Raw genomic sequence first — 24,179 nt, forward strand, 5'->3', positions numbered from 1 at the left:
CAAAGGCGCCTGCCCCAGCCGTATGCGCCCGGGGCAGGCGCCTTTGCCATGGAAGCGGGCGTTCAGCGGGGCCGGCCCTGCCAGTCCACCCGCCCGCACAGCAAGGAGGCCCTAGCTATATATAGCCAGGGCCTCCTTGCTGTGCGGGCAATAGGATAATGTATTATAGGGTAATGAACTTCGGGTGAATCAGGTTTTCTATTGAATAAATTTCATCCCACTTGTCCTGCGTAATGCGCTTGCGTTCCAGCACCGTGATCTGGTGAATTGATTTACCAGTTGCCAAAGCTTCCTTCGCGATAGAGGAGGATTCTTCATATCCTAAGATCGGATTAAGTGCTGTAATAATGCCGATGCTGTTCATCACCATGTTCTTGCATATTTCCTCATTGGCCGTGATGCCATCCACGCATTTTTCCTGTAGCGTATAACAGGCATTGCTCATATATGTTAGAGATGTGAAAAGGCTGTAAGCGATAACCGGCTCCATCACGTTCAATTGCAACTGGCCTGCTTCGGCTGCCATAGTGATGGTTATATCGGCCCCTATCACATAATAAGCGGTCTGGTTCACGACTTCCGGAATCACCGGGTTTACCTTGCCGGGCATAATAGAGGAGCCTGGTTGCATGCGCGGCAGGTTTATTTCGTTTATACCCGCTCTTGGCCCAGACGACAGCAGGCGCAGATCATTACATATCTTCGATATCTTCACGGCTGTCCGCTTTAAGATGCCGGATACCTGCACATAGGCGCCGGTATCGCAGGTGGCCTCGATCAGGTCTTCGGCAAGCACAACCGGAATCCGGGTGATGTTGCGGAGATGTTCGGTTACGATCTGCGGGTAGCCTTCCGGGGCGTTGATAGAGGTGCCGATTGCCGTAGCGCCCATGTTGATCTCGCAGATGAGGGGAAGCGACTCTTTCAGACGCTGAATGTCCTCTTTGATGGTGGTGGAGAAGCCGTGGAACTCAGCACCCAATGTCATCGGTACGGCATCCTGCATTTGCGTACGGCCCATCTTCAGCACATTCACAAACTCTTTCCCTTTTCTGGCAAAAGACTGCTCCAGGGCCTCCAGGCTTTTTATATAGCCTTCTATCTTCCTGTAAAGCGCGAGTCGGAAAGCGGTAGGGTACGCATCGTTCGTAGACTGGGAGCAATTAACATGGTTGTTGGGGTGCACGTAGTCATATTCTCCCTTCTGGTGACCCAGCAGTTCCAGGGCAATGTTAGCGATCACCTCGTTGACGTTCATGTTCACGGAGGTGCCGGCGCCCCCCTGGATCATATCCGTCACAAACTGATCAAGGTACTCCCCGTCGATCAGCTTGTCCGCAGCCTGGCAAATGGCGTTCGCTATTGCTGGGGCCAGCACGCCACAGTCGCGGTTGGCCATGGCGGCCGCTTTTTTCACGTAGCCGAAACCTTGAATAAAAAGAGGTTCCTTGGATATAGGGATGCCTGTTATGTAAAAATTCTCTAAGGCACGGGCAGTTTGAATGCCATAATACAGTTCGTCCGGAATTTCTTTCTCACCCAGAAAATCATGCTCAACTCTAAATTCGCGCATCTTGTTGCCAGTTATATATAAGAAGAGGGCTATAACTCATCTGCTGTTCTCAGGGATGGTTTCGGCAGCGGAACATCCAGGGCAGCGGCTGTTTGGAATAAAATATCGGTGGCATACTGCTTCGTGCAGCGCAACTGGCCCGTTATGCTGTAGTCCGTAATCAGGCTCTGGTTAATGATCAGCCTCGTCGCAAACTCGCCATAGGTGGCAATCAGTTGCTTCTGCACCGCTGTCAGCTCCTCTTTGCGCTTCTCAGTTTCTGGGGTACGGGGCGGGCGCTGCCAACGGTTTTGTGGGTAATCATGGCTGATGTTCTCGGCCTTCGCTTTTTCCTTGGCTTGATCCAGGGCATCTTTCAGCAGTTTCTCGTTGCGCGGCCTTTTAAGCGCACCGTGAATGCCTTTGGTGTGGTTTAGCCACTCGTGCACATCGGTGTTCGGGTTATTGGCAAGCTCTACCAGGCCCTCGTTTGAGATCACGTATGACGAGGGCTTGTTCAGCTGCTTCCCCATCTCATCCCGGAATGCATACAGTTCCTTCAGGATGAACTGTTGATAATAATTGAGCCGAAAGGCGTTGCGGAGCTTCATATGCGGGTTCTCCGACTCGATATAAGTCAGGGCCTCCAGCAACTGGTTTTCTTCCTGCAGCCAGTGCAGGCGCCCCACTTCCTCAATCTGCTTCACCAGCCTCTCTTTTACGCGGTGCAGGTAAATCACGTCGATGGCCGCATATATAAGCTGCGCCTCCGTGAGCGGGCGCGTGTTCCAGTTGCTTGACTGCTGCGACTTGTCCACCTCATGGCTGAACTCCTCCTTCATCACGGTAGCCAGCGACGACCGCTCATAATTAAGGATTTTGGCGGCCACATCCGTGTCCAGTACGCCCCGGATATTGCATCCTAGCTTGTTGAGCAGCAGAATATCGTTGTTGGAGTGATGGATAATTTTAGTGATGGACTTGTCTTCCAATACCCGGAAGAGCGGTTGCAGGTCATTGATAGTGAAAGGGTCGATGATGTAGCAGGTGCCGCATCCATCCGATATCTGTATTAGGCACAGGTTAAAACCATAGGTAAAGCGATTCTGATCAAACTCTAGGTCAAGGGCAAGCTCCTTGTGCTGGCGCAAATGAGCGACTGCCTCCTGTAGCTGCCCATCCGATTCAATTAGCTTTATGGTTACGCCATCGTGCGTGAGCGTTATATTTTCCATTCCTAAAGATAAAAAGGTTACAGCATATATATACCATCTGTATTCTTCCTTTTATGCCGTGCTATATATGCTACACCTGTACGCATAAAAAAAGTCCCTGCTATGTGGCAGGGACTTTTATATTTCTATCTGATGGCTTGGTTATTCTACCGGAGGCTGCTCTTCCTGGATGTCATCCGCTACACCGTCGTTAACTGTAGTATCCTCCAGAACGGTAGTGTCCTCGGCCATGTCCATATCAGTCTCCATATCTGTTTCGATCTGGTCTGTTGTCTCAATATTCTCAGATTCTGTTGCCGCGTTTTCCTCGCTGTTACATGCAGTGAAAGCAAACATAGTGAAGGCGACAAAAGCTAATTTCCATGTATTTTTCATAATCGTATTCTTATTGGTTTTGTACTCTTTATACGAAAAGAGAGGGGAGGTAACCCTATGTGTATGCATAAATATGGTTTTTTGAAGTTAACGGGCGCAATAGCTATGTGAAAGGAAGAATCTGGCAGCGAATGACATCCTGAAGGTGAACGCAGCCAGAAAGAAGGTGAAAAATATTGTTTATTTAGTTTAAAAAAATATAATTAAAGTCATAGAATGTGAATAGTACGTATATATAACCTCTATTACCAGGCTTAGTGGCCAGTAAATAAGCTACCTACGGAGGATTATTTATATTCATATATCTACTGCTATGAGAAAACAATTATTCAGAAATGCGCTGGCACTGCCGCTGTTTTGTTTATCGTTCCTGCTGCTAGCTGGTTGTGAGGAGCTAGAAGATTTTTTACCGGATGGAAATGACAATACCAACACCTACTACGGGCCAGAGACCCAAATCGGAAATGGCATGGCCCGGACCTGGGTAAGGCTGTCAGCGGATGGGGAACCCTTAGCCGTCGGAATCAATATGACAAAAGAAGCGCTGGAGGGGCTGCCTGAAGAGCCGACCATATATACGCTGCACCCCCCCAGGCAAATGTCGTCTACAATTTACCAGGCAATCATGGTCGATTGGAACCCGGGCGGCCACGATCCTGATCCTATATACACGCATCCTCACTTCGACTTTCACTTCTACATGATTTCGGATGCAGAAAGGGAAAGCATTCCGGGGGGACCGCATGCGCATACGCCCACATTTATGGAGAACTATATCCCTGAGAATTATGTGACAGGGTTGCCTGACCCTCTGATGGGTATGGCAGTGCCAGGCATGGGCGTGCACTGGGTGGATGCGACTTCACCCGAATTCCATGGCCATGCCTTTACCAAGACCTTCGTCTATGGCGCCTACAACAATCAGGTTATCTTCTATGAGCCAATGATAACAGTTGACTATTTGAAAGGACTACGCGCAGATACACGCGTAGCCGCTCCTGTTGCGCAGCCACTCAAAGTGCAGAAGACGGGCTATTACCCGACTGCCTACTCCGTAGGCCATGATGCTATTCCAGGGGAGTACATCATCTCGCTCCGGAACATGAAATACAGGATGGCTCAATAAGCATGCGCTTCTATATAAATGCCTCCGGTACACTTGAGTGCCGGAGGCATTTATATAGAAGAAGTTATATGGGGCAGGTGCTGCTACTGCACGGTGGTTGTGCTATCGGCTGGCGATGCCAGTGAGGCCTCCCGTTTGGCTTTGAACTCCGTGCCGGGTTTCCATTCGGGGTACTTCTCGGTGTTGGCCACTTTGTACCCCACACGCAGGAAAAGCTTCAGGTCCTCTACGGCGCCTTCCAGGTTCCAGTCGTCGCCCACTTCATCAGAGAGCTTGTGATAGCTTTGGGCCGTATAGCCGTCGCTCCATTTCTTTACGTAATCGGCAGGCTGGTCGCGCGCCACTTCCCCGGATTTGGCATATAAGGCCGGCACGCCCTGTTTGGCAAACTCAAAATGGTCGGAGCGGTAAAAAGAGCCTTTCTCCGGGGATGCCTCCGGCACTATGCGCCGGTTCTGCGTAGCGGCGGCCTCTGCCAGCACATCCTCCAGCGTCGAGTTCCCGTATCCGATCACCACCACATCCTCGGTGGGGCCATAGGCGTTCAGCATGTCCATGTTGATGTTGGCCACGGTTTTGTTCAGGGGGTAGAGCGGGTTCTCTGCGTAGTATTTTGAGCCAAGCAGGCCCTTCTCTTCTGCCGTCACGGCCAGGAACAGGATAGAGCGCTTCGGCTTGGTGAGCATCTTCGTGAAAGCCTCGGCCAGTTCTACCAGGCCTGCCGTGCCGGAGGCGTTATCCAGCGCACCATTGTATACCTGGTCTCCTTGCAGCGTCTCGTCCTTGCCCAGGTGGTCCCAGTGGGCCGTGTACACCACGTACTCTTCCTTCAACTGCGGGTCTGCGCCCTCCAGCTTAGCCACCACATTCTGCGACTCTATCTCGCGCAGCTCGTTCTGTATGCTGAAACTGGCGGTGGCGTTCAGCGGCACCGGCTTAAAGTCTTTCTGCACAGCCGCCTGCTTCAGTTGCTCCAGGTCTTTGCCGGCAGCTGACAAAAGCTGCTGCGCCTTTGCCATCGTTATCCAGGCCTCCACCGAAACCCGGTCCATGTTGTTGTTCGCTTTTTTGACGTCGAAATTCTCGCGGCTCCAACTGCCCGATATCACTTCGTAAGGGTAGCCAGCGGGCTCTGTTTCGTGGATGATGATGGCAGCGGCAGCGCCTTTCTCGGCGGCAATCTCATATTTATAGGTCCAGCGGCCATAATACGTCATGGCCTTACCGCCAAACATGGTGCTGTCCAACTCGCCGGCCTTGGCTGCACTTGGGATGGGCGGGTCGTTGATCAACATCACAATGGTCTTTCCCTTTACATCCAGGCCTTTGTAATCGTCCCAACCGTATTCAGGGGCCACAATGCCGTATCCCACAAACACCATCTCAGAGTTATTAACAGCAATGTCGGGCACGAAACGCTTGGTGATAGCGACATAATCGGAAGGGAAGTTGAGCGGTATTGTCTGGCCGCCAGCTTTGAAAGTTGCCTTTGGCTTTGCAGTGAAGCCTACCAGCGGCACCTTCTGCACAAAGGTGCCATTGGGGTTGCCGGGCTGCAGGCCCAGCGCCTTAAACTGGCGAACCAGGTAACTTACGGTGGAGTCTTCGCCCGCTGTGCCCGGCGCACGTCCTTCAAAGGCGTCGGAGGCCAGTACTTTGGTGCGCTTCAGGATATCGGCGGCGGTTATGCTTTGCAGGGCAGGCTCCAGGGCGGTGCTATCGGCGGCGGCAGAAGCGGCGGCGCTTGCCTCCTCTTCTTCGCCCACTTGCCGGGAGCTCTCGTTGCAGCCTATTGCCAGCAGAACCAGCAGGCAAAGCAGCGGAATATTCTTCTTCATAGGGATTGGTTTCGCTTTTGTTCGTTCAAGTTTGACAGTTGCCACGCGGCCTGTGCTTCCCGCTGTTTAAGCGGCTACTTCCCAGCTGGAGGGCACTCCGCGGTGCAGTTCCTGGATTAACGTGAGGCTGCCGGCTAAGTTCTGTTGCAACTGGCATTCCCAAAGCACGATGCGCTGCCAGCCTGCCTCGCGGTACTGCAACTGGTACCGGGCGTCCCGGATTCTGTTCTTCTCAAATTTATCTGCCCAGAAAGTCAGGTTGGTTTTCGGTAAGGAAGGCTGGCAGTGGGGACAGCGGTGCCAGAAGCAGCCATGTATAAAAATGGCCAGTCGGCGGCCGGGGTAGCAGATGTCGGGTTTGCCCGGCGCTTTGGGCCAGTGTACCCGGTAACCGCGCAAGCCGGCATGCCAGAGCGCTTTCCGCACCACGAGCTCAGGCCGGGTGTTTTTACTCTTATTGCCCCGCATGTAGCGGCTTACTTTTTCCGCTGCCGTCAGGGAAGGTGGCGGGGCCTTGTACTTTCTCTTTTTGCGCTTTGCTGCCAACGTAGAAATGCCTTTGTGCAGCTATAGAACATAGGGCGGAAGAAGTTAGTGCCGCGCCCGGGCCCAGTTAAAGGCGGTAATAGATGCGGTTCATAGTGCTGTTATAGGGGTCGTAGCCGGGGCGCTTGCGGCTGAACCTGTCATCGAGCAGCTTTACGTTCTTCATGCCGCTGAACAGGAAACAGTGCCAGCCGGCTTTCTTGCCCATGGCATGCTTTCTGTCGAGCCAGGCGCACAGGCAGTCTTCGTTACTTTGGTTGCTGCCCACCAGATGCGGTTCTACTATATACGTTTCGCCGCTGTAGTCGAAGCAGATGAGAAGCCTTGCGCCCACCGCTCTCGAAAGCTCTTCTAACAGTTGACTGTACATGCGGCTCGAAATTTTGACCTTCGGACTTTTTTCGGAGGCACCTGGTCCCCTCGAACAAGGTCAGGTGACTCATATAAATATATAAACCAATCTATAGGATGTACAGGAAACAAAAGGGTGAAAGGTAACATAAGAACTGCAAAGGGTGCGGGCGCTGAAGAAGGTAAAATATATTTGTAAAGGAGAGGAACCATGTAACCGGCAGTCGCAGCAGACACAAAAGTCAGTTAAAGTAACATTTTTGTGTAGCGGTCAAAAAATATTTTTGCCTGCTGTCTTCTCATAGCAAGTGTGTCCCCTATAGGCATATGACAGGCAGGTCTGATATGCACTAAAAAGTAATTCAGCAGCTTAGTGTTTCATTTATGTAAGTGTAAGTGCCTGATTTACTGTCCAAAAGTGACTGATCACATAATCCTGCCATAAAAGGTGGGAGGTTGTGCACGTTTTATTTAACTTACGGCGATTAATTATAATGGCACAGATTCTTCTTTTCTGTAACATGCGGGCCACGGAAGGGGTTTAAAGAAGAGAAGGTGTTTGATTTTTAATTATATTTGCTTAGGCGGTTACACGATATTTGATATTCATATTATACCTATAACTTTGCCTTAATACAAAAGGAGTACATTATTTATGGACAAATATAGCTATATCGCCAACGCGCACGGCGATTATATTGATGAGTTGTACAAGGCTTATCAGCAAGACCCGGAGTCAGTGGAGTTCGGGTGGCGAAAGTTCTTTGAAGGCTTCGACTTCTCCTCCGCCTACAACGGGAACGGCCAGGAAATGGAAACAGTAGCGACAACCGCTGCTCCTGCCAGGACCGCTGCGTCGCAGGGCGAGTCTGAGAAAGAAGTGGCCGTGCGTAACTTTATATATGCCTACCGCAGCCGCGGCCACCTCCGTTCCAGGACCAACCCGGTGCGCGAGCGCAAGGACCGCAAAGCCTACCTGGACCTGAAGGACTTCGGCCTGACCGAGGCGGATATGGACACTGTGTTCCAGGTTGGGGAGATAATCGGAATCGGCCCTGCCAAGCTGCGCGATATAGTGGATGCCGTCAAGAAGATCTATGAGGGCGCCATCGGCTATGAGTATATGTATATCCGCAACCCGGAGGTGCTTACCTGGCTGCAGGAAAAAATAGAAAAGGACTACCTGAGTTTTGATCCGACCCTGGCCTATAAGAAACGCATCCTTTCTAAGCTCAACGAGGCGGTGGTGTTTGAGAACTTCCTGCACACGAAGTTCCTGGGCCAGAAGCGCTTTTCGCTGGAGGGCGGCGAGACAACCATCCCTGCCCTCGATGCCATCATCGACAAAGCCGCCGAGCTTGGTGCCAAGGAGGTCGTGATCGGGATGGCGCACCGCGGCCGCCTGAACGTGCTGGCCAACATCATGGGCAAAACCTATGAGCAGATTTTCTCTGAGTTTGAAGGCACGGCCGTGCCGGACCTGACGATGGGCGATGGCGACGTGAAATACCACATGGGCTTTTCCTCGGAAGTAGACACGCCATCAGGCCATAAGGTAAACCTGAAACTGGCCCCGAACCCCTCGCACCTGGAGGCGGTGAACCCGGTGGTGGAAGGCTTCGTGCGTGCCAAGATCGACTGCATGTATGACCATGATGACCGCCAGATCGTGCCGATCCTGATACACGGGGATGCAGCCGTGGCAGGCCAGGGCATTGTGTACGAAGTAACGCAGATGGCGAAGCTGAGCGGTTACCAGGTGGGCGGCACCATTCATTTTGTGATCAACAACCAGGTTGGCTTTACTACTGACTTTGAGGATGCCCGCTCTTCCATCTACTCCACAGACGTAGCTAAAATAATTGATGCACCGGTGCTTCACGTGAACGGCGACGATCCGGAAGCCGTGGTGTTTGCCGTGCGCCTCGCTACGGAATACCGCCAGAAGTTCGGCAATGATATCTTCATCGACATGGTGTGCTACCGCCGCCATGGCCATAATGAGGCAGACGAGCCGAAGTTCACGCAGCCACAGCTGTACAACATCATCTCAAAGCACGCCAACCCGCGCGAGATATATAACAAGAGCCTGATCAGCCGCGGTGAGATTGACGCAGAACTGGCGCAGAACATGGACAAGGAATTCCGGCAGATGCTGCAAGACCGCCTCGACATGGTGAAGCAGAAGCCGTTGCCTTATAATTACCAGGTGCTGGAGAAAGACTGGCAGGAGCTGCGCCGCTCCACGCCCGAAGACTTTAACCAATCGCCGGATACCGGTATTTCGCCAGAGGCAGTGGAAACAGTGGGCAGGGCCCTGACGGAGCTGCCGCAGGGTTTCAAGCCGCTGAAGCAGATCGAGAAGCTGATCAAAGAGCGCAAGGAGATGTTCTTTGAGGCGAAGCAACTGAACTGGGCGGCCGGTGAGCTGCTGGCATACGGCTCCATTTTGCTGGATGACAAGATTGTTCGCTTCAGCGGACAGGATGTGCAGCGCGGCACTTTCTCGCACCGCCACGCGGTGCTGCACGATGCGGTTACCAGCGCACCGTACAGCAGCCTGGACCATATGGCCGAGAAGCAGGGATCATTTGAGATATATAACTCGCTCTTATCGGAGTATGGAGTGCTTGGCTTTGAGTTTGGCTACGCCATGGCGAACCCGAATGCCCTGGTGATATGGGAGGCCCAGTTCGGTGACTTTGCAAACGGGGCCCAGGTAATGATCGACCAGTTTATCACAGCCACAGAATCGAAGTGGCAGCGTATGAACGGCCTGGTGATGCTGCTCCCGCACGGCTACGAGGGACAGGGCCCGGAGCACTCCAACGCCCGGCCGGAGCGCTTCCTGCAGCTGGCTGCCGAGAACAATATCTTCGTGACCTATATCACCACGCCGGCCAACTTCTTCCATATGATGCGCCGCCAACTGGCCCTGCCATTCCGCAAGCCTGCCATCAACATGTCGCCCAAGTCGCTGCTGCGCCATCCGCTGGTAAGCTCTCCGCTGGAGGATTTCACATCGGGCGGCTTCCGGGAGGTGATCGGCGATGACTACGCCGATGCCAAAGCCGTGAAGAAGGTATTGCTTTGCACCGGCAAGGTGTACTTCGACCTGCTGGAAGAGCAGCAGAAGAACAACCGCCAGGATGTGGCCCTTGTGCGCCTGGAGCAGCTGGCGCCGTTCCCCAAAATGCAGCTGGCCGCAGAGCTAAGTAAGTACGGGAACGCAAAAATATACTGGGTACAGGAAGAGCCGGAGAACATGGGTGCCTGGACCTATATCCTGCGTCTGATGCGCAGGGAGGTAGAGGACGTGATATCGCGTAAGGCCAGCGCCTCGCCTGCCACAGGGTATAACAAGGTGCACGCCAAAGAGCAGCAGGAGATCATAGACCGTGCGTTTTCGATCTAGCCAGAGATAAAAAATCTGAAAGAAAGGCAAGCGGAATCAAATGGTATCACCGTCAACCTTCTTTATTATTCGTAACTCAAAATTCGTAATTCATAATAGATTTAATATATGAGCTTAGAAGTTAAAGTGCCTGCCGTAGGTGAGTCGATCACTGAGGTAACCATAGCCCAGTGGCTAAAGAAAGACGGTGACCGTGTGGAGATGGATGAGGTGATTGCTGAGCTGGAATCTGACAAAGCCACATTCGAACTGCCAGCCGAAGGAGCAGGCATTTTACGCATCATAGCTAAGGAAGGTGAGACCATTGACGTGGGCGCCACCATCTGCCGGATTGAAGAGAACGGTGCCGGTTCTCCTGCGCCAGCGGCCCCTGCAGCTGAAAAAGCTTCTTCCGCTGCTGCGCCACAGCAGGCGGCTCCTGCCGCTGCACAGGGCGGTAGTTCCGGTGAGACCGTCGAAATGGTGGTTCCAACGGTAGGGGAGTCGATCACGGAAGTGACGATAGCCAGCTGGCTGAAGAAGGACGGCGACCATGTGGAAATGGACGAGGTGATCGCGGAACTGGAGTCTGACAAGGCCACCTTCGAATTGCCAGCCGAGGCTAGTGGTACCCTGCAGATTGTGGCCCAGCAAGGCGACACGATCGAGATTGGCGCCACCATCTGCAAGATAATTGCCGGTGCGGGCCCCGCAGAGGCAAATGCCCAGGCTGCTGCCAAACAGGATGCCGCCACACAGCAGGTAGCCTCTAAATCAGCGACACAACCTGCCGCCGCCACCGGTTACGGCAACCAGACCTATGCTTCCGGCACACCCTCACCGGCCGCCGGAAAGATACTTGCTGAGAAAGGCATTAATGCGGCAGATGTGCAGGGCACAGGCCGTGACGGGCGCATCACAAAAGAGGACGCCCAAAGTGCACAGGCCAGACCGGCCCAACCGGCTGCGAAACCAGCGGCAGAGACCCGGCCAGCAGCAGGCGGCAATGCTCAGGCAGTTGCCGGAGAGCGCAACCAGCGCCGCGAGAAAATGAGCTCATTGCGCAAAACAGTGGCCCGCCGCCTGGTGCAGGTGAAAAATGATACCGCCATGCTCACTACCTTCAACGAGGTGGATATGAAGCCGATCATGGACATCCGCAGCAAGTACAAGGAGCAGTTCAAGGAGAAGCACGAGGTAGGCCTTGGGTTTATGTCGTTCTTCACGAAGGCCTGTACAGTGGCCCTGCAGGAGTGGCCGGCGGTGAACGCGCAGATCGACGGAAACGATATGATCTTCAATGATTTCTGTGATATATCCATTGCCGTGTCTTCCCCGAAAGGCCTGGTGGTGCCGGTTATCCGCAACGCGGAGAGCCTCACGCTGGATGGTATTGAGAAGGAAGTAGTACGGCTGGCAAAGAAAGCGCGGGACGGGAAACTGTCTATCGAGGAGATGACGGGCGGTACCTTCACCATCACCAACGGCGGTGTGTTCGGGTCCATGATGTCGACGCCGATCATCAACGCGCCGCAGTCGGCTATCTTAGGCATGCACAACATCGTGCAGCGCCCGGTTGCCGTGAACGGGCAGGTGGAGATCCGCCCGATGATGTACCTGGCCCTGTCTTACGACCACCGCATCATCGACGGCCGCGAGTCTGTTAGCTTCCTGGTGCGCGTAAAAGAGCTGCTGGAAGACCCGATGCGCTTATTGCTGGGCGTCTAACGCCGCCTGCGCAATAAGCGCAGTTAAGAGTTAAAAGTTATGAGTTGAAAGGTGATTACGAAGATTTTACTCTTTTATTCGAAAACCACTTTTATCTCATAACTTTTAACTCTTAACTATAAAAGCTATGGCCGACAGTATAGTAGCCCAGAAATCGTTTCAGTTTGCAATTCGAATTGTAAATTTGTACATGTTTCTGAAAGACCAGAAGCACGAGTTTATTCTGGCAAAGCAACTGGTCAGAAGTGGTACTCCTATCGGTGCTAATACAGAAGAAGCCGTAGCAGCACAATCTAAGTCAGATTTTATACATAAGCTGCATATTGCTTTAAAAGAAGCTCGGGAAACAGGCTATTGGCTACGCTTGCTACACGCAACTGAACTATTGGAAACCGCAGCCTTTGAAAGCATATATAGAGATTGCGTAGAGTTGCAGAAGATGCTGAGCAGTATCATCCTCACATCTAAGAAGACCAACTCTTAACTCATAACTTTAAACTCTTAACTATTTTAAGACGTGAAATACGACGTAACCGTTATCGGTTCGGGGCCTGGTGGGTATGTGGCGGCGATACGCTGCGCCCAATTGGGCCTGAAAACCGCGATCATTGAGAAATATACTGTATTGGGTGGTACCTGCCTGAACGTGGGCTGTATCCCTTCGAAAGCGCTGCTCGATTCCTCGGAGCACTTTCACAACGCCGCGCATACCTTCCAGGAGCACGGCATTGAGCTCGACAACCTGCAGGTGAACATCCAGCAGATGATCAAGCGCAAGGCGGAGGTCGTGAAGTCGAACAACGACGGCATCGCTTTCCTGATGAAAAAGAACAAGATCGATACCTATTACGGCCTGGGCTCTTTCGTGAACAAGAACACGATCAAGGTAACGGGTGTGGATGGCAATGTGCAGGAGATCGAGACGGATAAAACCATCATCGCCACAGGCTCCAAGCCAACGACCCTCCCTTTCCTGCCCATCGACAAGAAGCGCATTATCACCTCTACCGAGGCGCTGACGCTGACGGAGGTGCCGAAGAACATGATCATCATCGGGGGCGGTGTGATTGGCCTGGAACTGGGGTCGGTATATGCCCGCCTCGGCACGAAAGTGCAGGTGGTGGAGTATATGGACTCCATCATCCCGACCATGGACCGCGCACTGGGCAAAGAACTGATGCGCGTGCTGAAGAAGACCCTGGGCTTTGAGTTCTTCATGAGCCACAAGGTAACCGGCGCCACCAACGAAGGCGAGACCGTGAAAGTGACGGCCGAGAACCCGAAAGGTGAAACGGTGACGTTTGAGGGCGACTATGTGCTGGTATCGGTTGGCCGGAAGCCTTACACCGAGGGCCTGGGCCTGGAGAACGCGGGCGTGCAGATGGGCGACCGCGGGATGATTGCCGTGAACGACCACCTCGAGACCAACGTGCACGGCATCTATGCCATCGGCGACGTGGTGCGCGGGGCCATGCTGGCACACAAGGCCGAGGAGGAAGGCGTGCTGGTGGCCGAGCAGATCGTGGGGCAGAAGCCGCACATCAACTATAACCTCATACCGGGCGTGGTCTATACCTGGCCAGAAGTGGCGGGAGTGGGCTTTACCGAGGAGCAGCTGAAGGAGCAGGGACGCCCTTATAAAGTCGGGTCATTCCCGTTCAAGGCCTCCGGTCGTGCCAAGGCCTCGATGGATACGGACGGTTTCGTGAAGGTGCTGGCCGATAAGGAGACAGACGAGATCATTGGGGTGCACATGATCGGCCCGCGCATCGCGGACCTGATTGCCGAGGCCGTGACGGCGATGGAATTCCGCGCCTCTGCCGAGGACGTGGCACGCATGAGCCACGCGCACCCCACCTATGCCGAAGCCATGAAAGAGGCCTGTTTAGCCGCAACGGAAAACCGCGCCATTCATATATAAAAGCAGCTTCGATCTATATACAGGCAGCGCCACCCCGTAAGAGGTGGCGCTGTTTTCTTGTTACGCCCGGCAGCGTGCGCAGTCCCTGGCAGTGTCCGGAGAAGGACTGCCGCTTCGTGGTGCAGCCGCTCGCGGGACCTCCAGACACTGCGAGATCTTCAGTGGCTGAATAATTTAAATAGCGCTTTTTTCCTGTATAAGGCGCTTTAAATCAGTATCTCTTTCCTTCAAAAAAATATTTCTTACAAATAATTGCAAATATCAAAACTGTTTTTACCTTTGTAGTGTACTATGTAACTAATACACTAACCAGGTAAAACTATGATAGCGTTAAAGAACATCCACTTCAGGTATAAAAAGGGCAAACCGCTCTTCGAGAACCTGAACCTGACCCTGGAGCCGGGGTTTATATATGGCCTGCTGGGGAAGAACGGCGCAGGCAAGTCGTCGCTGCTGAAGCATATCGCCGGCTTGCTGTACCCCGATAGCGGGCAGTGCACCGTGTTCGGCTTTGACGCCACCGCGCGCAAGCCCGCTATGCTGGAGGACATCTACCTGATTCCCGAGGAGTTCAGCCTGCCGCCCATCAGCCTGCACAACTATGTGAAAACGAACGGTGTGTTCTACTCCAGGTTCAGCTACAACCAGTTGCAGGCCTACCTGGCGGAGTTTGAGCTGCCTGAAAATGCCAAGCTGTCGACGCTGTCGTACGGGCAGAAGAAGAAGTTCCTGATCGCCTTTGGCCTGGCCACCAACGCCCGCCTGCTCATCATGGACGAACCCACCAACGGCCTCGACATCCCCTCCAAGAGCCAGTTCCGCAAAATTATGGTGTCCGCGTTGGATGAGGAGAAGGTCATCGTGATCTCCACGCACCAGGTGCGCGACCTCGAGAACCTGATCGACAACGTGGTGGTGCTGGAGAACGGGAGCATCATTTTTAACCACAACATTGGGGAGATCTCCGAAAAGCTGGCTTTTGAATATGACCTGGCGGGCGTGCCGGCCGACGAAGTGCTGTATGCGGAGGATTTGCAGGGTAGAAAAGCGGGTGTTGTGAAGAATATATCCGGCCACGACGCGCGGGTAGACCTGGAGCTGCTTTTCAATGGCATCATGAAGAACGCTGCCGCCATAAACGAACACTTTGCCAGCTATAAATATGAGTACTAAACCGAAGAGGCTGCGTTCCTGGCTAAAGTATATGGGCCTCGAGCTAAGCACCCCGCTTGTCGCCATTGCGGCTCTGGGCTGTGCCTTCCTGGTAGAGACCGGCCAGATTAATTATACCTATCCCCTGGAGCTGGTGCTGCAGGGCCTTGTCAATGACTCCGTTATCCTAACCATTAGTACAAAATAAAACCATGAATACTGAACTGAACCTGAAACGACTGGGCTTCTTCCTGAGAAGGCAGCTCTACTTAAACTTCAGCACCATGTGGATTGCCATCACGGCAGTGCTGGGCCTGCTGCTGATCATCTCGGCGCTGTTTGCCTACTTTAACCGCGACGCCGATACCCTGCTTGGGCTGCGCAACCTGTACCTGGTGGTGTTTATGCTGGGCGGCTACATCTTCACCAGCAAGGTGTTTGACGAGATGCACGCCCCGCAGAAAAGCTATATGTTCCTGACGCTGCCGGTTTCGGCGGCAGAAAAGCTGCTGGCGGCCTGGTTTATCTCCTCGCCGGTGTATGTGGTGGTGTTTGGGTTGATGATGCTGGTGCTCTCCTTCTTCAGCTCGCTGCTGGCGGGCAGCGTAGATGCCCTGCCCTTCCTGTTCGACCGGACTTTCTTTACCTGCATCCAGGTATATATAGTGACGCAGGCCCTGTTCCTGCTGGGGGCAACCGCCTTCCGGGGCAACAACTTCCTGAAGACGCTGCTGGCGGTGATCGTGGCGGTGCTGCTGATCGCGGCATATAGCGGCGGCGTGGGTTATCTGCTGTTCGGGCAAAGCAACTACCGGGGCGGGCCAAGCGACGAGTTCAAGGACACCGCAGAATACATCTTCACCAAGGTGATCCCGATGCTGTTCTGGTGGCTGTTTGCGCCGTTCATGCTGGTGGTTTCTTATTTCAAACTAAAAGAAAGGCAGGTGTAAGATGGACTTCAAAGAAAACCAAGCCATATATCTACAGATCGCAAACCGCTTTTTCGAGAACATCCTCCAGAAAAAGTGGGACAGCGGCGATAAAATTCCCTCCATCCGCGACATGGCCGTGGAGTTTGAGGTGAACCCCAACACAACAATGCGTACGTTCAACTACCTGCAGGACAAAGGCATCATCTACAACAAGCGCGGCATTGGCTATTTCCTGGCCGACGACGGCTTCGAGAAAACCATCGCCATCAAGCGGGAGCAGTTCCTGGAAGAGGACCTGCCGGTGTTCTTTAAGAACATGCAGCTGCTGGGCATCAAGCTCGACGACCTGCGGGATTATGTAAACGGGAAGCCGGAGCTGAATGGCCATTAAGTCTAAAATTTGAAAGAAATTTTAAAGCGCTAAAAACATGAACATGAGTAATAAATTGTTGCTGGGCCTGCTGCTGACGATCCTGGTATTTATAACCGTGATGCTCGGCACAGCTAAATTTTACGAACAGGAGAGAAAAGATCAGGAAAGGGCAAACCAGGAACTTGTGCCGCCCCCTGCCCCGCCTGCGGTGCCAGAGCCGACTGCGCCGCCTGTTGCGGAATAAACTTAACCCTCAGCCGATGCAAGTCCCACCTCGCATCGGCTGAGGGCTTTTAGTGTCCTTTTTACAGAATTTCTGAACGGCAGGCAACCTTTGGCCCCGCTGGCTCATCTATTAGCCAAACACCACTTCAGAAGTCAGGACCTTTAACCAAAACTATGATGAGAAAAGTACAGCTCCTATTCGTATTGCTGCTGTTGCCGCTGCTGTCGTTTGCACAGGCAAAAGTGGACGCCTCCGAGATTATCAAAAAGCTGAACCGGGGCGAAGCCGTATCTTACAAAAACACTGTGATAACAGGCAACCTGGATATGACGCAACTGCAGAACAAGAAGCTGAAGAAAGGCGGGGACGGCGACACCAGGGAATACATCAGCACGGTGACAGCCCCGGTCACTTTCGTTAACTGCACCTTCCAAGGCGATGTGCTGGCGTACTTCAACCCCGGGGATGATGGGTCCGGCATATTCAGCAGCGGCCCCAACGAGGTATATAACACCAACTTTGAGCGGGACGTGCTTTTCGAGGACTGTGCGTTTCAGCAGAAAAGCGCCTTCAAGTACTCGGAGTTTAAGGCAGGCGCCTCCTTTGTCGGCAGCCGATTCTCAGAAGAAGCTTTATTTAAGTACAGCGAGTTCTCAAAGAATGTGAACTTCAGCAACGTGCGTTTTGAGGAAGAAGCCAACTTCAAATATGTAGCGTTTCCGAAGAATGTCAGCTTTGCCGGCGCAACGTTCATGGAAGAGGCGAACTTTAAGTACGCCAAGTTTCAGGAAGGCGTGAATTTCCGGAATGCGGTATTCGACGGCACGGCCAATTTCAAATATGCCAAAATATCCGACTCCTTCAACATCAGGGGCGCGGACTTCCGGGGCGGCGAGGACTTTAAGTACACCAAACTGAACAACAGGTCTGTCTCGCTCTCTGCCCTGCAAAGCGCGAACAACTAAACTCACCCGCTTTATGAATGGCGCTACGGGGCAAGTGGCGCTGTTTATAGAGTATCTTCCAGCAGCGCGATCAGGTGCAGGAGCACCTCGCTCAGGCGGATGTCTTTGACAGGGGGCAGCCCCAGCCAGGCCGCCCGTACCCCGTTTATATAGGCAGTGTCCATCACCGTGTTTCCGCCACGCCGTTTTGCCGCCACCAAGGCTGCAATGGCTATTTTAAGCACGCTGGCTTTCACGCGCAGCGTATGGCGGGCATAGCGGGCAGGGTGCAGGTGCACATGCCGCCCTGCTACCACCCCCCAGCGCAGTATCCAGTTGGTGCCGTCGGAGAGGGTCGCAACCTGGTAAGAAGTGCCGGAGGCGGCAAGGTAACGTTGATAGGTGAGCGGCTGTAGCAGGCAATTTTCCTGTAAGTGTTGCAAAACCTCCTGCGCAACCTGCGGCGGCGAAAGCGGACCTATATATAAATCCAGCTGCGAACCGCCCAGGGTTTGCAGCGCAGCTTTGATCTCGGCCTCGGGAGCAGCGCAGTTTTGCCGGATATACGCTTTTATGTAGCCTAAGTGGTGCTTAAGCGGGTGGAAAAGGATGGGCGCAGGTAGTTGTGCTGAAAACATGTTACAAAGGCCTTGTGCTTGCTTCGTTTGTACTTGTAGTGTATTGCTGCTGTATTATGTGTTTGAATCTCAAACATAAACAGTTAAATTGACTAAAGTCAACCCCGAAACGCATGGCGAACTTGATTTTGTTTATCGGTGGGTTTGATGCAGAGATGCTTCTGTTCCTTATCCCTCTCTTGGTATGGGGCTATGCCATCGTGGAAATTGTAACGGGTGCTTTCAGGGATAGCGTTGACAAAGTGGTCTGGCTTTTACTTGTGCTCATGGTGCCGGTGTTTGGCCTGGCGTTTTACTTTCTGGTTGGCAGGAGACGGTTAGCCAAATAAGCCATATATAGCTTGGGGAGCAGCGTAAAAGCTTTTTGAATGCTTTTCTTTGCCATCAGCGGCTCCTGCTTCGTTGGTTAGCTCCCTCTCAAAATTATATAGCGCGCAGGCAACCCTTCCTGTTCTTGTAGCATCTATCTCTTATAAAGCAGCCTCTTTCATGGCGCTGCATATATAATCGGTTTGGCTTTGCGCCATCCGCAGATGAAGGCATTTTAGTGCGATGCAGGTTCGTCGATTCCGGGGTGCTATCCATCGATATAAATGAGAGGTAAGTATAATAGAAGCAATAAACAATGTGATATTTTGGTACCTTGTATTACAAACTACCGTTATTTATATAGACAGCCACTCAAAAGCCGCAGCCAATGATACAGCTTACGAATATCCAAAAGTATTATGCCGTGGGACAGAATAAGCTGCATGTGCTGAAGGGGATAGACATGCACGTGCGCGAGGGCGAGTTTGTCTCGATCATGGGTTCCTCGGGCTCCGGCAAATCCACGCTGCTCAACATCCTGGGCATCCTGGATGACTATGACCTGGGCGAGTACACGCTGGCGGGCACCCGGATCAAGAACCTTTCGGCTACAAAGGCGGCTGCTTACCGCAACAAGTTCCTGGGCTTCGTGTTCCAGTCGTTCAACCTGCTCTCGTTCAAGAATGCGATGGAGAACGTGGCCCTGCCGCTCTACTACCAGCAGGTGGGCCGCAAGCAGCGCAACAAGCTGGCGCTTGAGTACCTCGATATGGTGGGTCTGCGGGATTGGGCAGAGCACTCTCCCAATGAGCTGTCGGGCGGGCAGAAGCAGCGCGTGGCAATCGCCAGGGCGCTCATCTCGCAGCCCAAACTCATCCTTGCCGACGAGCCAACCGGCGCCCTCGACACCCAGACGTCTTACGAAGTAATGGACATCTTCAAAGACGTGAACCGCAAGGGCATGACCGTGGTGATCGTGACGCACGAGAACGACATCGCCGACCAGACGCACCGCATCATCCGCCTGAAAGACGGCCTGATCGTGAACGACGACCACGGGCTGCCTGTGGAGGAAGCCGAATCAGGCAATTCTGCCGTCGCCGCTGATCGTTAGCCGCCGAAAGCTGACCAACAATCAACCATTTAACAATTTAGCAATCAGCCGATGTTCGACCTTGATAAATGGCAGGAGATAGGGGCTACGATGCAGAAGAACAAACTGCGCACGTTCCTGACGGCCTTTGGCGTGTTCTGGGGCATCTTCATGCTGGTGCTGTTGCTGGGCGCAGGCAAGGGGCTGGAGAACGGGGTATATAACCGCTTCGGCGACGGGGCCAAGAATAGCATTTATGTGTGGAGCGGCAAAACGGCCGTGGCGCACAAAGGCATGAAGCCCGGCCGCGAGATAAAACTGACCAACGAGGACCTGCGGGCCATCGAGCGCGAGGTGGCGAACCTGAACATCCTGGCGCCCCGCAACCGCGTGTGGGGCGAGTACACGATTAACTATAAAAAGCAGAACGGCTCGTACCAAGTGTTCGGCACTGAGCCGGATTTCCTGGACCTGAACGGCGAGCGCGCTTACCGCGGACGCCTGCTGAACCACTTCGACGAAAAAGAGAAGCGCAAAGTGGTGGTGCTGGGCGAGCAGGTGGCAACGGTGCTGTTCGGTGAGCAGGACCCGATAGGGGAGTACGTGAATATCCGGGGCATTCATTTCAAGGTAATCGGTACGTTCAAGGCGCGCGGCAACAACAGCGGCCGCCGCGAGGAAAGGGCCTATATCCCGTTCTCTACCTTACAGAGCGCTTTTAACCAGCCCAACCTGGTGCAGATGATGGCGCTCACTTCGCAGGACGGCGTGGCGGCGAAGGAGATGGAAGACCGGCTGCGAACACTGCTGGCACAGCGGCACAAATTCTCGGAAGAGGACGATATGGCGCTGGGCGTGGAGAACACCGAGGCGGAGTACCTTAAAGTGATGGGCCTCTTCAGCGGCATCCGCATCTTCGTCTGGATTGTGGGCATCGGCACCCTGATAGCGGGCATCGTGGGGGTCAGCAACATCATGCTGATCATTGTGAAGGAGCGCACCCGCGAGATCGGGGTGCGGAAGGCGCTTGGGGCAACGCCGGCTTCGATCGTGAGCCTGATCCTGCAGGAGTCGGTGGTGATCACGGCCTTCTCAGGGTATATGGGCCTGATGGCCGGAACCGGGGTGCTGGCGTTGCTGGAGTATATGCTGGTGTCGTCGGGGGCGGAGCTGGCGTTTTTTGGCACGCCCGAGGTAGACCTGAGCGTGGCGCTCTCCGCCACGGTGATCCTGGTGCTGTCCGGCGCCGTTGCCGGCCTGATGCCCGCGCTGAAAGCCGCCAACATCAAGCCCATTGAGGCCCTGCGGGCGGATTAGTGGTTGATTGGCAGTTGCTGATTGTTAGTTGTATTTACGCAGAGGTTATAGCTACACAATCTACCGATAGCGGCTTTCTCAACAGTCAAATAACGAGGCTCTACAGTGATAACAAAGTAAGACTACCGACAAGTGATATATAACAAGTAGCAATCGTCAACTAACAATCAGCAACTGCCAGCAATTAACAACTAACAACCAACAACCAGTATGATCGACATCGATAAATGGACCGAAATCTACAACACCGTGAAGAAGCACAAGCTCCGCACGGCGTTGACGGCCTTTGGCGTGTTCTGGGGCATCTTCATGCTGGTGGTGTTGCTGGGCGCGGGCAAAGGGCTGGAGAACGGCATCACAAGTGAGTTCAATATCGCCAAGAATGCTGTCTTCATCTGGACGCAGCGTACCAGCGTTCCCTATATGGGCCTGAAGGCGGGGCGCTTTATCCAGATGACCAACGACGATGTGGCCGCCATCAAAGCAGGCGTGCCCGAGGTAGGCGTGGTGGCACCCAGTAACCAGCTGCAGGGCGACTTCACCGTGAATTACAAAGACAGGAGCTCGGCGTTCACCGTGAACGGCGAAACGCCGGAGCTGCTCTCGGTAAAGCCGCTGAAAGTGACCACCGGCCGCTTCGTGAACGGCATTGACCTGCAGGAGAAGCGCAAGGTGGCCATTGTGGGGCCGCGCGTGCTGGAGGTGCTGTTTCCGGGGGAGGAGCAGCCGATCGGCAAGTACATCAGCATCAAAGGCAGCTATTTCCAGGTGGTAGGCACGTTCGAGCCTGTCGGCAAAGGCGAGGATGTCATGGAGGACGCCAAAGTGATCTATATTCCCCACACCACGCTGCAGCAGACTTACAACGAGGTGAACAAGGTTGGCTTTATGGCGCTCATCCCGAAGCCCGGTGTGCCGGCAGCCGTGATAGAAGACAAGGTGAAAACCCTGCTGATGCAGCGGCACCAGGTGGCCCCCGAGGATTTGAAGGCGTTTGGCTCGGCCAATGTGGAGAAGGAGTTTCAGGATGTGCAGGGGCTTTTCACCGGTATCGCGGGGTTTAGCTGGCTGGTGAGCATCGGCACCATCATCGCGGGCATCATCGGGGTAGGCAACATTATGCTGATCGTGGTGAAGGAACGGACAAAGGAAATTGGGGTGCGCAAGGCGCTGGGCGCCACGCCCTGGTCCATCATCAGCCTCATCATCCAGGAGTCCATCGTGATCACGGGTTTCGCCGGTTATATGGGGCTGCTCACGGGCACCGGCATCATCGCCCTGATCGAGTACCTGATGCGCAGGTTCGATGTGCAGGCCGGCTTCTTCGGAATTCCGGAGGTAAACCTGGGCATAGCCGTGACGGCCACCGTGCTGCTGGTTTTCACAGGGGCGCTGGCCGGACTGATTCCCGCCACCAAAGCGGCCCGGGTGAACCCGGTGGTGGCGCTGCGCGATGAGTAAAAAGTATCTGTTAACCCTTATCAGTCATGATAAATGGGAAAGAAAACTTACTGTATGAGAAAGCATATGCTTTTGCGGTAAACGTGGTGGAAGCGCACCAGTACCTGGGGCAGGAGAAGCGGGAGTATATACTGGCCGGGCAACTGCTGCGCAGCGGCACCTCCATCGGCGCCAGCGTGGTAGAGGCCAACAGCGCTGTTTCAGAAGAGGCGTTTTTGGAAAAGCTGGCCCTTGCTTACCAGGAGTGCCAGGAAACGAAAGACTGGCTCGACCTGCTGAAGGACACGCGTTTTATTGAGGAGGAGCAGTACAGGAGCCTGTACGGAGAGGCGGAGGAGTTGTGCCAGCTCCTCTCCAGCAGCATCCGCAGCAGAGAGGACATCCTGATGGACAACGCATAATTGGAAAATCGATAACTGAATGATTACTATGAAAAAGGTATTGCTTGGCGTTTTTGTGTTAGTGTTCCTGGGCCTGTCTGCCTGGCTCGGCTATTACTTCTATCAGAAAGCGAACACAGACCCTGTGGTATATAAAACCGAGGCCCCGTTCGAGACCGAGATCGTGAAAAAGACCGTGGCCACGGGTTCCATCGTGCCGCGCAAAGAGGTGCAGGTAAAGTCGCAGGTATCGGGTATTGTGGAGGAGCTGCACGTGGAGGCGGGCCAGATCGTGAAGAAGGGGCAGCTGCTGGCTAAGATCCGGATTGTGCCCAACATGGTGAGCGTGAACAACGCCGAGACAAACCTGCAAACGGCAAAGCTCAATTTCGAGGAGGCAAAACGCGAGCTTGCCCGTTACGACCAGCTGTATGCAGAGAAGGTGATACCGGAGCAGGAGTACCGCAAATACAAGGCAGACTTTGCCCTGAAGCAGGAGGCCATGCAGGCGGCCGAGAATAATTTACAGCTGGTGCGCGAGGGCTCCTCCCGTAAAAGCGGCCAGCAGTCTTCCAACCTGGTATACTCTACCATCGACGGCATGCTGCTGGACGTCCCGATCAAGGTGGGTACCTCCATCATCGAACGCAACAACTTCAACGAAGGCACCACCATCGCCACGGTGGCCGATATGCGCAGCCTGGTGTTTGAGGGGAAGATCGATGAGTCGGAAGTGGGCAAGCTGAAGGAGAACATGGACCTGGTGCTGACCATCGGCGCCATAGAAGGCCGCGTTTTTGACGCCAAGCTGGAGTACATCGCCCCGAAAGGGCTGGACGAGGAAGGCTCGATCAAGTTCCCGATCCGGGCGCAGGTGGTGCTGGACGAGAAAGACTTCATCAGGGCCGGCTACAGCGCCAACGCCGACATCGTGCTGGACAAACGCGACAAAGTGATGGCCATCAAAGAAAGCATGCTACAGTTCGATAAAGAAAAGCCTTATGTGGAGGTGGAGGTGGCGCCCCAAAAATTTGAGAAGCGCATGATCCAGACGGGCCTGTCGGACGGGATCAACATTGAGGTGGTGTCAGGCCTCGACGGAAAAGAAAAAGTCAAAGTACCGGATCTGGGCATCGCCCATATATAGCTAAAGGCTGAAAAGGGAAAGCGGGTGATGCCCGCTTTTTTTGTACACACCCCATAAAAACTTGTACCCACTCCAGCCGTGCGTTGGTAGCGGGTTTTATATAACTCACGGAAAACCAGAGGCCCTTGTCTAACCATTGAG

At 53.7% G+C, this 24,179-nt stretch carries 24 protein-coding genes; 17 read left to right on the forward strand and 7 right to left on the reverse strand.

Annotated features, from left to right (window positions below; genetic code table 11):
• Positions 1–163: 163 nt before the first annotated feature.
• The 3 genes from aspA to ABD920_RS03775 all read right to left on the reverse strand — a co-directional run bounded on the left by aspA (position 164) and on the right by ABD920_RS03775 (position 3,123).
• The gene (gene aspA / locus ABD920_RS03765; RefSeq protein WP_345156885.1) at positions 164–1,573 is read right to left on the reverse strand and encodes an aspartate ammonia-lyase; all 1,410 of its coding nucleotides are present in this window, start codon (positions 1,571–1,573) and stop codon (positions 164–166) included.
• Positions 1,574–1,602: 29 nt separating this feature from the next.
• Positions 1,603–2,787: a ribonuclease D gene (locus tag ABD920_RS03770; RefSeq protein WP_345156886.1), complete on the reverse strand. Its 1,185-nt coding sequence runs from the start codon at positions 2,785–2,787 to the stop codon at positions 1,603–1,605.
• A gap of 141 nt (positions 2,788–2,928) precedes the next feature.
• On the reverse strand, positions 2,929–3,123 hold the full coding sequence (locus tag ABD920_RS03775) for a hypothetical protein (RefSeq protein WP_345156888.1): 195 nt from the start codon (positions 3,121–3,123) through the stop codon (positions 2,929–2,931).
• Positions 3,124–3,631: 508 nt separating this feature from the next.
• On the opposite strand from ABD920_RS03775, the gene ABD920_RS03780 reads away from it, so the two are divergent.
• A complete protein-coding gene (locus tag ABD920_RS03780; protein ID WP_345156889.1) occupies positions 3,632–4,288 on the forward strand; it encodes a DUF5602 domain-containing protein in 657 nt (218 codons plus the stop codon).
• A gap of 83 nt (positions 4,289–4,371) precedes the next feature.
• On the opposite strand, the gene ABD920_RS03785 is transcribed toward ABD920_RS03780, so the two are convergent.
• The 3 genes from ABD920_RS03785 to ABD920_RS03795 all read right to left on the reverse strand — a co-directional run bounded on the left by ABD920_RS03785 (position 4,372) and on the right by ABD920_RS03795 (position 7,042).
• Positions 4,372–6,126 carry a M28 family metallopeptidase gene (locus tag ABD920_RS03785; RefSeq protein ID WP_345156891.1) on the reverse strand — a complete coding sequence of 585 codons (1,755 nt, stop codon included), beginning with the start codon at positions 6,124–6,126 and terminating at the stop codon, positions 4,372–4,374.
• Between the two features lie 66 nt (positions 6,127–6,192).
• Complete coding sequence (locus tag ABD920_RS03790; protein WP_345156892.1) at positions 6,193–6,672, reverse strand: very short patch repair endonuclease; 480 nt, start codon at positions 6,670–6,672, stop codon at positions 6,193–6,195.
• Between the two features lie 67 nt (positions 6,673–6,739).
• Positions 6,740–7,042, reverse strand: coding sequence for a WYL domain-containing protein (locus ABD920_RS03795; RefSeq protein WP_345156893.1), 303 nt, complete (start codon positions 7,040–7,042; stop codon positions 6,740–6,742).
• Between the two features lie 636 nt (positions 7,043–7,678).
• Between ABD920_RS03795 and ABD920_RS03800 the strand changes: the two genes are divergently transcribed.
• The 10 genes from ABD920_RS03800 (at position 7,679) to ABD920_RS03845 (ending at position 17,714) form a co-directional block, all read left to right on the forward strand.
• Complete coding sequence (locus tag ABD920_RS03800; RefSeq protein WP_345156895.1) at positions 7,679–10,438, forward strand: 2-oxoglutarate dehydrogenase E1 component; 2,760 nt, start codon at positions 7,679–7,681, stop codon at positions 10,436–10,438.
• A 108-nt stretch (positions 10,439–10,546) separates the two neighbouring features.
• Entirely contained in the window at positions 10,547–12,145 is a 1,599-nt protein-coding gene (gene odhB / locus ABD920_RS03805) for a 2-oxoglutarate dehydrogenase complex dihydrolipoyllysine-residue succinyltransferase (protein WP_345156897.1), read from the forward strand.
• Between the two features lie 127 nt (positions 12,146–12,272).
• Positions 12,273–12,629 carry a four helix bundle protein gene (locus ABD920_RS03810; RefSeq protein ID WP_345156899.1) on the forward strand — a complete coding sequence of 119 codons (357 nt, stop codon included), beginning with the start codon at positions 12,273–12,275 and terminating at the stop codon, positions 12,627–12,629.
• A gap of 33 nt (positions 12,630–12,662) precedes the next feature.
• A complete protein-coding gene (gene lpdA, locus ABD920_RS03815; protein WP_345156901.1) occupies positions 12,663–14,066 on the forward strand; it encodes a dihydrolipoyl dehydrogenase in 1,404 nt (467 codons plus the stop codon).
• A 321-nt stretch (positions 14,067–14,387) separates the two neighbouring features.
• Complete coding sequence (locus ABD920_RS03820; protein ID WP_345156903.1) at positions 14,388–15,239, forward strand: ABC transporter ATP-binding protein; 852 nt, start codon at positions 14,388–14,390, stop codon at positions 15,237–15,239.
• A complete protein-coding gene (locus tag ABD920_RS03825) occupies positions 15,229–15,426 on the forward strand; it encodes a hypothetical protein (protein ID WP_345156905.1) in 198 nt (65 codons plus the stop codon). The genes ABD920_RS03820 and ABD920_RS03825 overlap by 11 nt, the downstream gene beginning before the upstream one ends.
• Positions 15,427–15,430: 4 nt before the next feature.
• Positions 15,431–16,168, forward strand: coding sequence for a hypothetical protein (locus ABD920_RS03830; protein WP_345156906.1), 738 nt, complete (start codon positions 15,431–15,433; stop codon positions 16,166–16,168).
• A gap of 1 nt (position 16,169) precedes the next feature.
• Positions 16,170–16,541: a GntR family transcriptional regulator gene (locus ABD920_RS03835; protein WP_345156908.1), complete on the forward strand. Its 372-nt coding sequence runs from the start codon at positions 16,170–16,172 to the stop codon at positions 16,539–16,541.
• Between the two features lie 43 nt (positions 16,542–16,584).
• Positions 16,585–16,767: a hypothetical protein gene (locus ABD920_RS03840; protein ID WP_345156909.1), complete on the forward strand. Its 183-nt coding sequence runs from the start codon at positions 16,585–16,587 to the stop codon at positions 16,765–16,767.
• 155 nt (positions 16,768–16,922) lie between these two features.
• Entirely contained in the window at positions 16,923–17,714 is a 792-nt protein-coding gene (locus tag ABD920_RS03845) for a pentapeptide repeat-containing protein (RefSeq protein ID WP_345156911.1), read from the forward strand.
• Positions 17,715–17,758: 44 nt separating this feature from the next.
• Here the strand turns inward: ABD920_RS03845 and ABD920_RS03850 are convergent, their stop codons facing one another.
• Positions 17,759–18,331, reverse strand: a complete 573-nt coding sequence (locus tag ABD920_RS03850; RefSeq protein WP_345156912.1) for a hypothetical protein — start codon at positions 18,329–18,331, stop codon at positions 17,759–17,761.
• Between the two features lie 113 nt (positions 18,332–18,444).
• Between ABD920_RS03850 and ABD920_RS03855 the strand changes: the two genes are divergently transcribed.
• From ABD920_RS03855 to ABD920_RS03880, 6 genes are all read left to right on the forward strand, one after another.
• Positions 18,445–18,660, forward strand: coding sequence for a PLDc N-terminal domain-containing protein (locus ABD920_RS03855; RefSeq protein WP_345156914.1), 216 nt, complete (start codon positions 18,445–18,447; stop codon positions 18,658–18,660).
• Positions 18,661–19,028: 368 nt separating this feature from the next.
• Positions 19,029–19,754, forward strand: a complete 726-nt coding sequence (locus tag ABD920_RS03860) for an ABC transporter ATP-binding protein (protein ID WP_345156915.1) — start codon at positions 19,029–19,031, stop codon at positions 19,752–19,754.
• A 51-nt stretch (positions 19,755–19,805) separates the two neighbouring features.
• The gene (locus tag ABD920_RS03865) at positions 19,806–21,050 is read left to right on the forward strand and encodes an ABC transporter permease (RefSeq protein ID WP_345156917.1); all 1,245 of its coding nucleotides are present in this window, start codon (positions 19,806–19,808) and stop codon (positions 21,048–21,050) included.
• Between the two features lie 210 nt (positions 21,051–21,260).
• Positions 21,261–22,511: an ABC transporter permease gene (locus ABD920_RS03870; protein WP_345156919.1), complete on the forward strand. Its 1,251-nt coding sequence runs from the start codon at positions 21,261–21,263 to the stop codon at positions 22,509–22,511.
• Between the two features lie 26 nt (positions 22,512–22,537).
• Complete coding sequence (locus tag ABD920_RS03875) at positions 22,538–22,912, forward strand: four helix bundle protein (RefSeq protein ID WP_345156921.1); 375 nt, start codon at positions 22,538–22,540, stop codon at positions 22,910–22,912.
• Between the two features lie 28 nt (positions 22,913–22,940).
• Positions 22,941–24,038, forward strand: a complete 1,098-nt coding sequence (locus ABD920_RS03880; RefSeq protein WP_345156923.1) for an efflux RND transporter periplasmic adaptor subunit — start codon at positions 22,941–22,943, stop codon at positions 24,036–24,038.
• The last annotated feature ends 141 nt before the right edge of the window (positions 24,039–24,179 follow it).

Origin of the sequence: Pontibacter saemangeumensis (genome assembly GCF_039541895.1) — a bacterium.
Taxonomy (GTDB): domain Bacteria; phylum Bacteroidota; class Bacteroidia; order Cytophagales; family Hymenobacteraceae; genus Pontibacter; species Pontibacter saemangeumensis.

Coding starts and splice junctions, on each gene's coding strand:
- ABD920_RS03785 (WP_345156891.1), bottom strand. CDS start 6,126: ATGAAGAAGAATATTCCGCTGCTTTGCCTGCTGGTTCTGCTGGCAATA.
- odhB (WP_345156897.1), top strand. CDS start 10,547: ATGAGCTTAGAAGTTAAAGTGCCTGCCGTAGGTGAGTCGATCACTGAG.
- ABD920_RS03845 (WP_345156911.1), top strand. CDS start 16,923: ATGATGAGAAAAGTACAGCTCCTATTCGTATTGCTGCTGTTGCCGCTG.
- ABD920_RS03875 (WP_345156921.1), top strand. CDS start 22,538: ATGATAAATGGGAAAGAAAACTTACTGTATGAGAAAGCATATGCTTTT.
- ABD920_RS03880 (WP_345156923.1), top strand. CDS start 22,941: ATGAAAAAGGTATTGCTTGGCGTTTTTGTGTTAGTGTTCCTGGGCCTG.
- ABD920_RS03830 (WP_345156906.1), top strand. CDS start 15,431: ATGAATACTGAACTGAACCTGAAACGACTGGGCTTCTTCCTGAGAAGG.
- ABD920_RS03865 (WP_345156917.1), top strand. CDS start 19,806: ATGTTCGACCTTGATAAATGGCAGGAGATAGGGGCTACGATGCAGAAG.
- ABD920_RS03870 (WP_345156919.1), top strand. CDS start 21,261: ATGATCGACATCGATAAATGGACCGAAATCTACAACACCGTGAAGAAG.
- ABD920_RS03800 (WP_345156895.1), top strand. CDS start 7,679: ATGGACAAATATAGCTATATCGCCAACGCGCACGGCGATTATATTGAT.
- ABD920_RS03860 (WP_345156915.1), top strand. CDS start 19,029: ATGATACAGCTTACGAATATCCAAAAGTATTATGCCGTGGGACAGAAT.
- ABD920_RS03855 (WP_345156914.1), top strand. CDS start 18,445: ATGGCGAACTTGATTTTGTTTATCGGTGGGTTTGATGCAGAGATGCTT.
- ABD920_RS03795 (WP_345156893.1), bottom strand. CDS start 7,042: ATGTACAGTCAACTGTTAGAAGAGCTTTCGAGAGCGGTGGGCGCAAGG.
- ABD920_RS03810 (WP_345156899.1), top strand. CDS start 12,273: ATGGCCGACAGTATAGTAGCCCAGAAATCGTTTCAGTTTGCAATTCGA.
- ABD920_RS03780 (WP_345156889.1), top strand. CDS start 3,632: ATGGCCCGGACCTGGGTAAGGCTGTCAGCGGATGGGGAACCCTTAGCC.
- ABD920_RS03840 (WP_345156909.1), top strand. CDS start 16,585: ATGAGTAATAAATTGTTGCTGGGCCTGCTGCTGACGATCCTGGTATTT.
- ABD920_RS03850 (WP_345156912.1), bottom strand. CDS start 18,331: ATGTTTTCAGCACAACTACCTGCGCCCATCCTTTTCCACCCGCTTAAG.
- aspA (WP_345156885.1), bottom strand. CDS start 1,573: ATGCGCGAATTTAGAGTTGAGCATGATTTTCTGGGTGAGAAAGAAATT.
- ABD920_RS03820 (WP_345156903.1), top strand. CDS start 14,388: ATGATAGCGTTAAAGAACATCCACTTCAGGTATAAAAAGGGCAAACCG.
- ABD920_RS03835 (WP_345156908.1), top strand. CDS start 16,170: ATGGACTTCAAAGAAAACCAAGCCATATATCTACAGATCGCAAACCGC.
- ABD920_RS03825 (WP_345156905.1), top strand. CDS start 15,229: ATGAGTACTAAACCGAAGAGGCTGCGTTCCTGGCTAAAGTATATGGGC.
- ABD920_RS03770 (WP_345156886.1), bottom strand. CDS start 2,787: ATGGAAAATATAACGCTCACGCACGATGGCGTAACCATAAAGCTAATT.
- ABD920_RS03775 (WP_345156888.1), bottom strand. CDS start 3,123: ATGTTTGCTTTCACTGCATGTAACAGCGAGGAAAACGCGGCAACAGAA.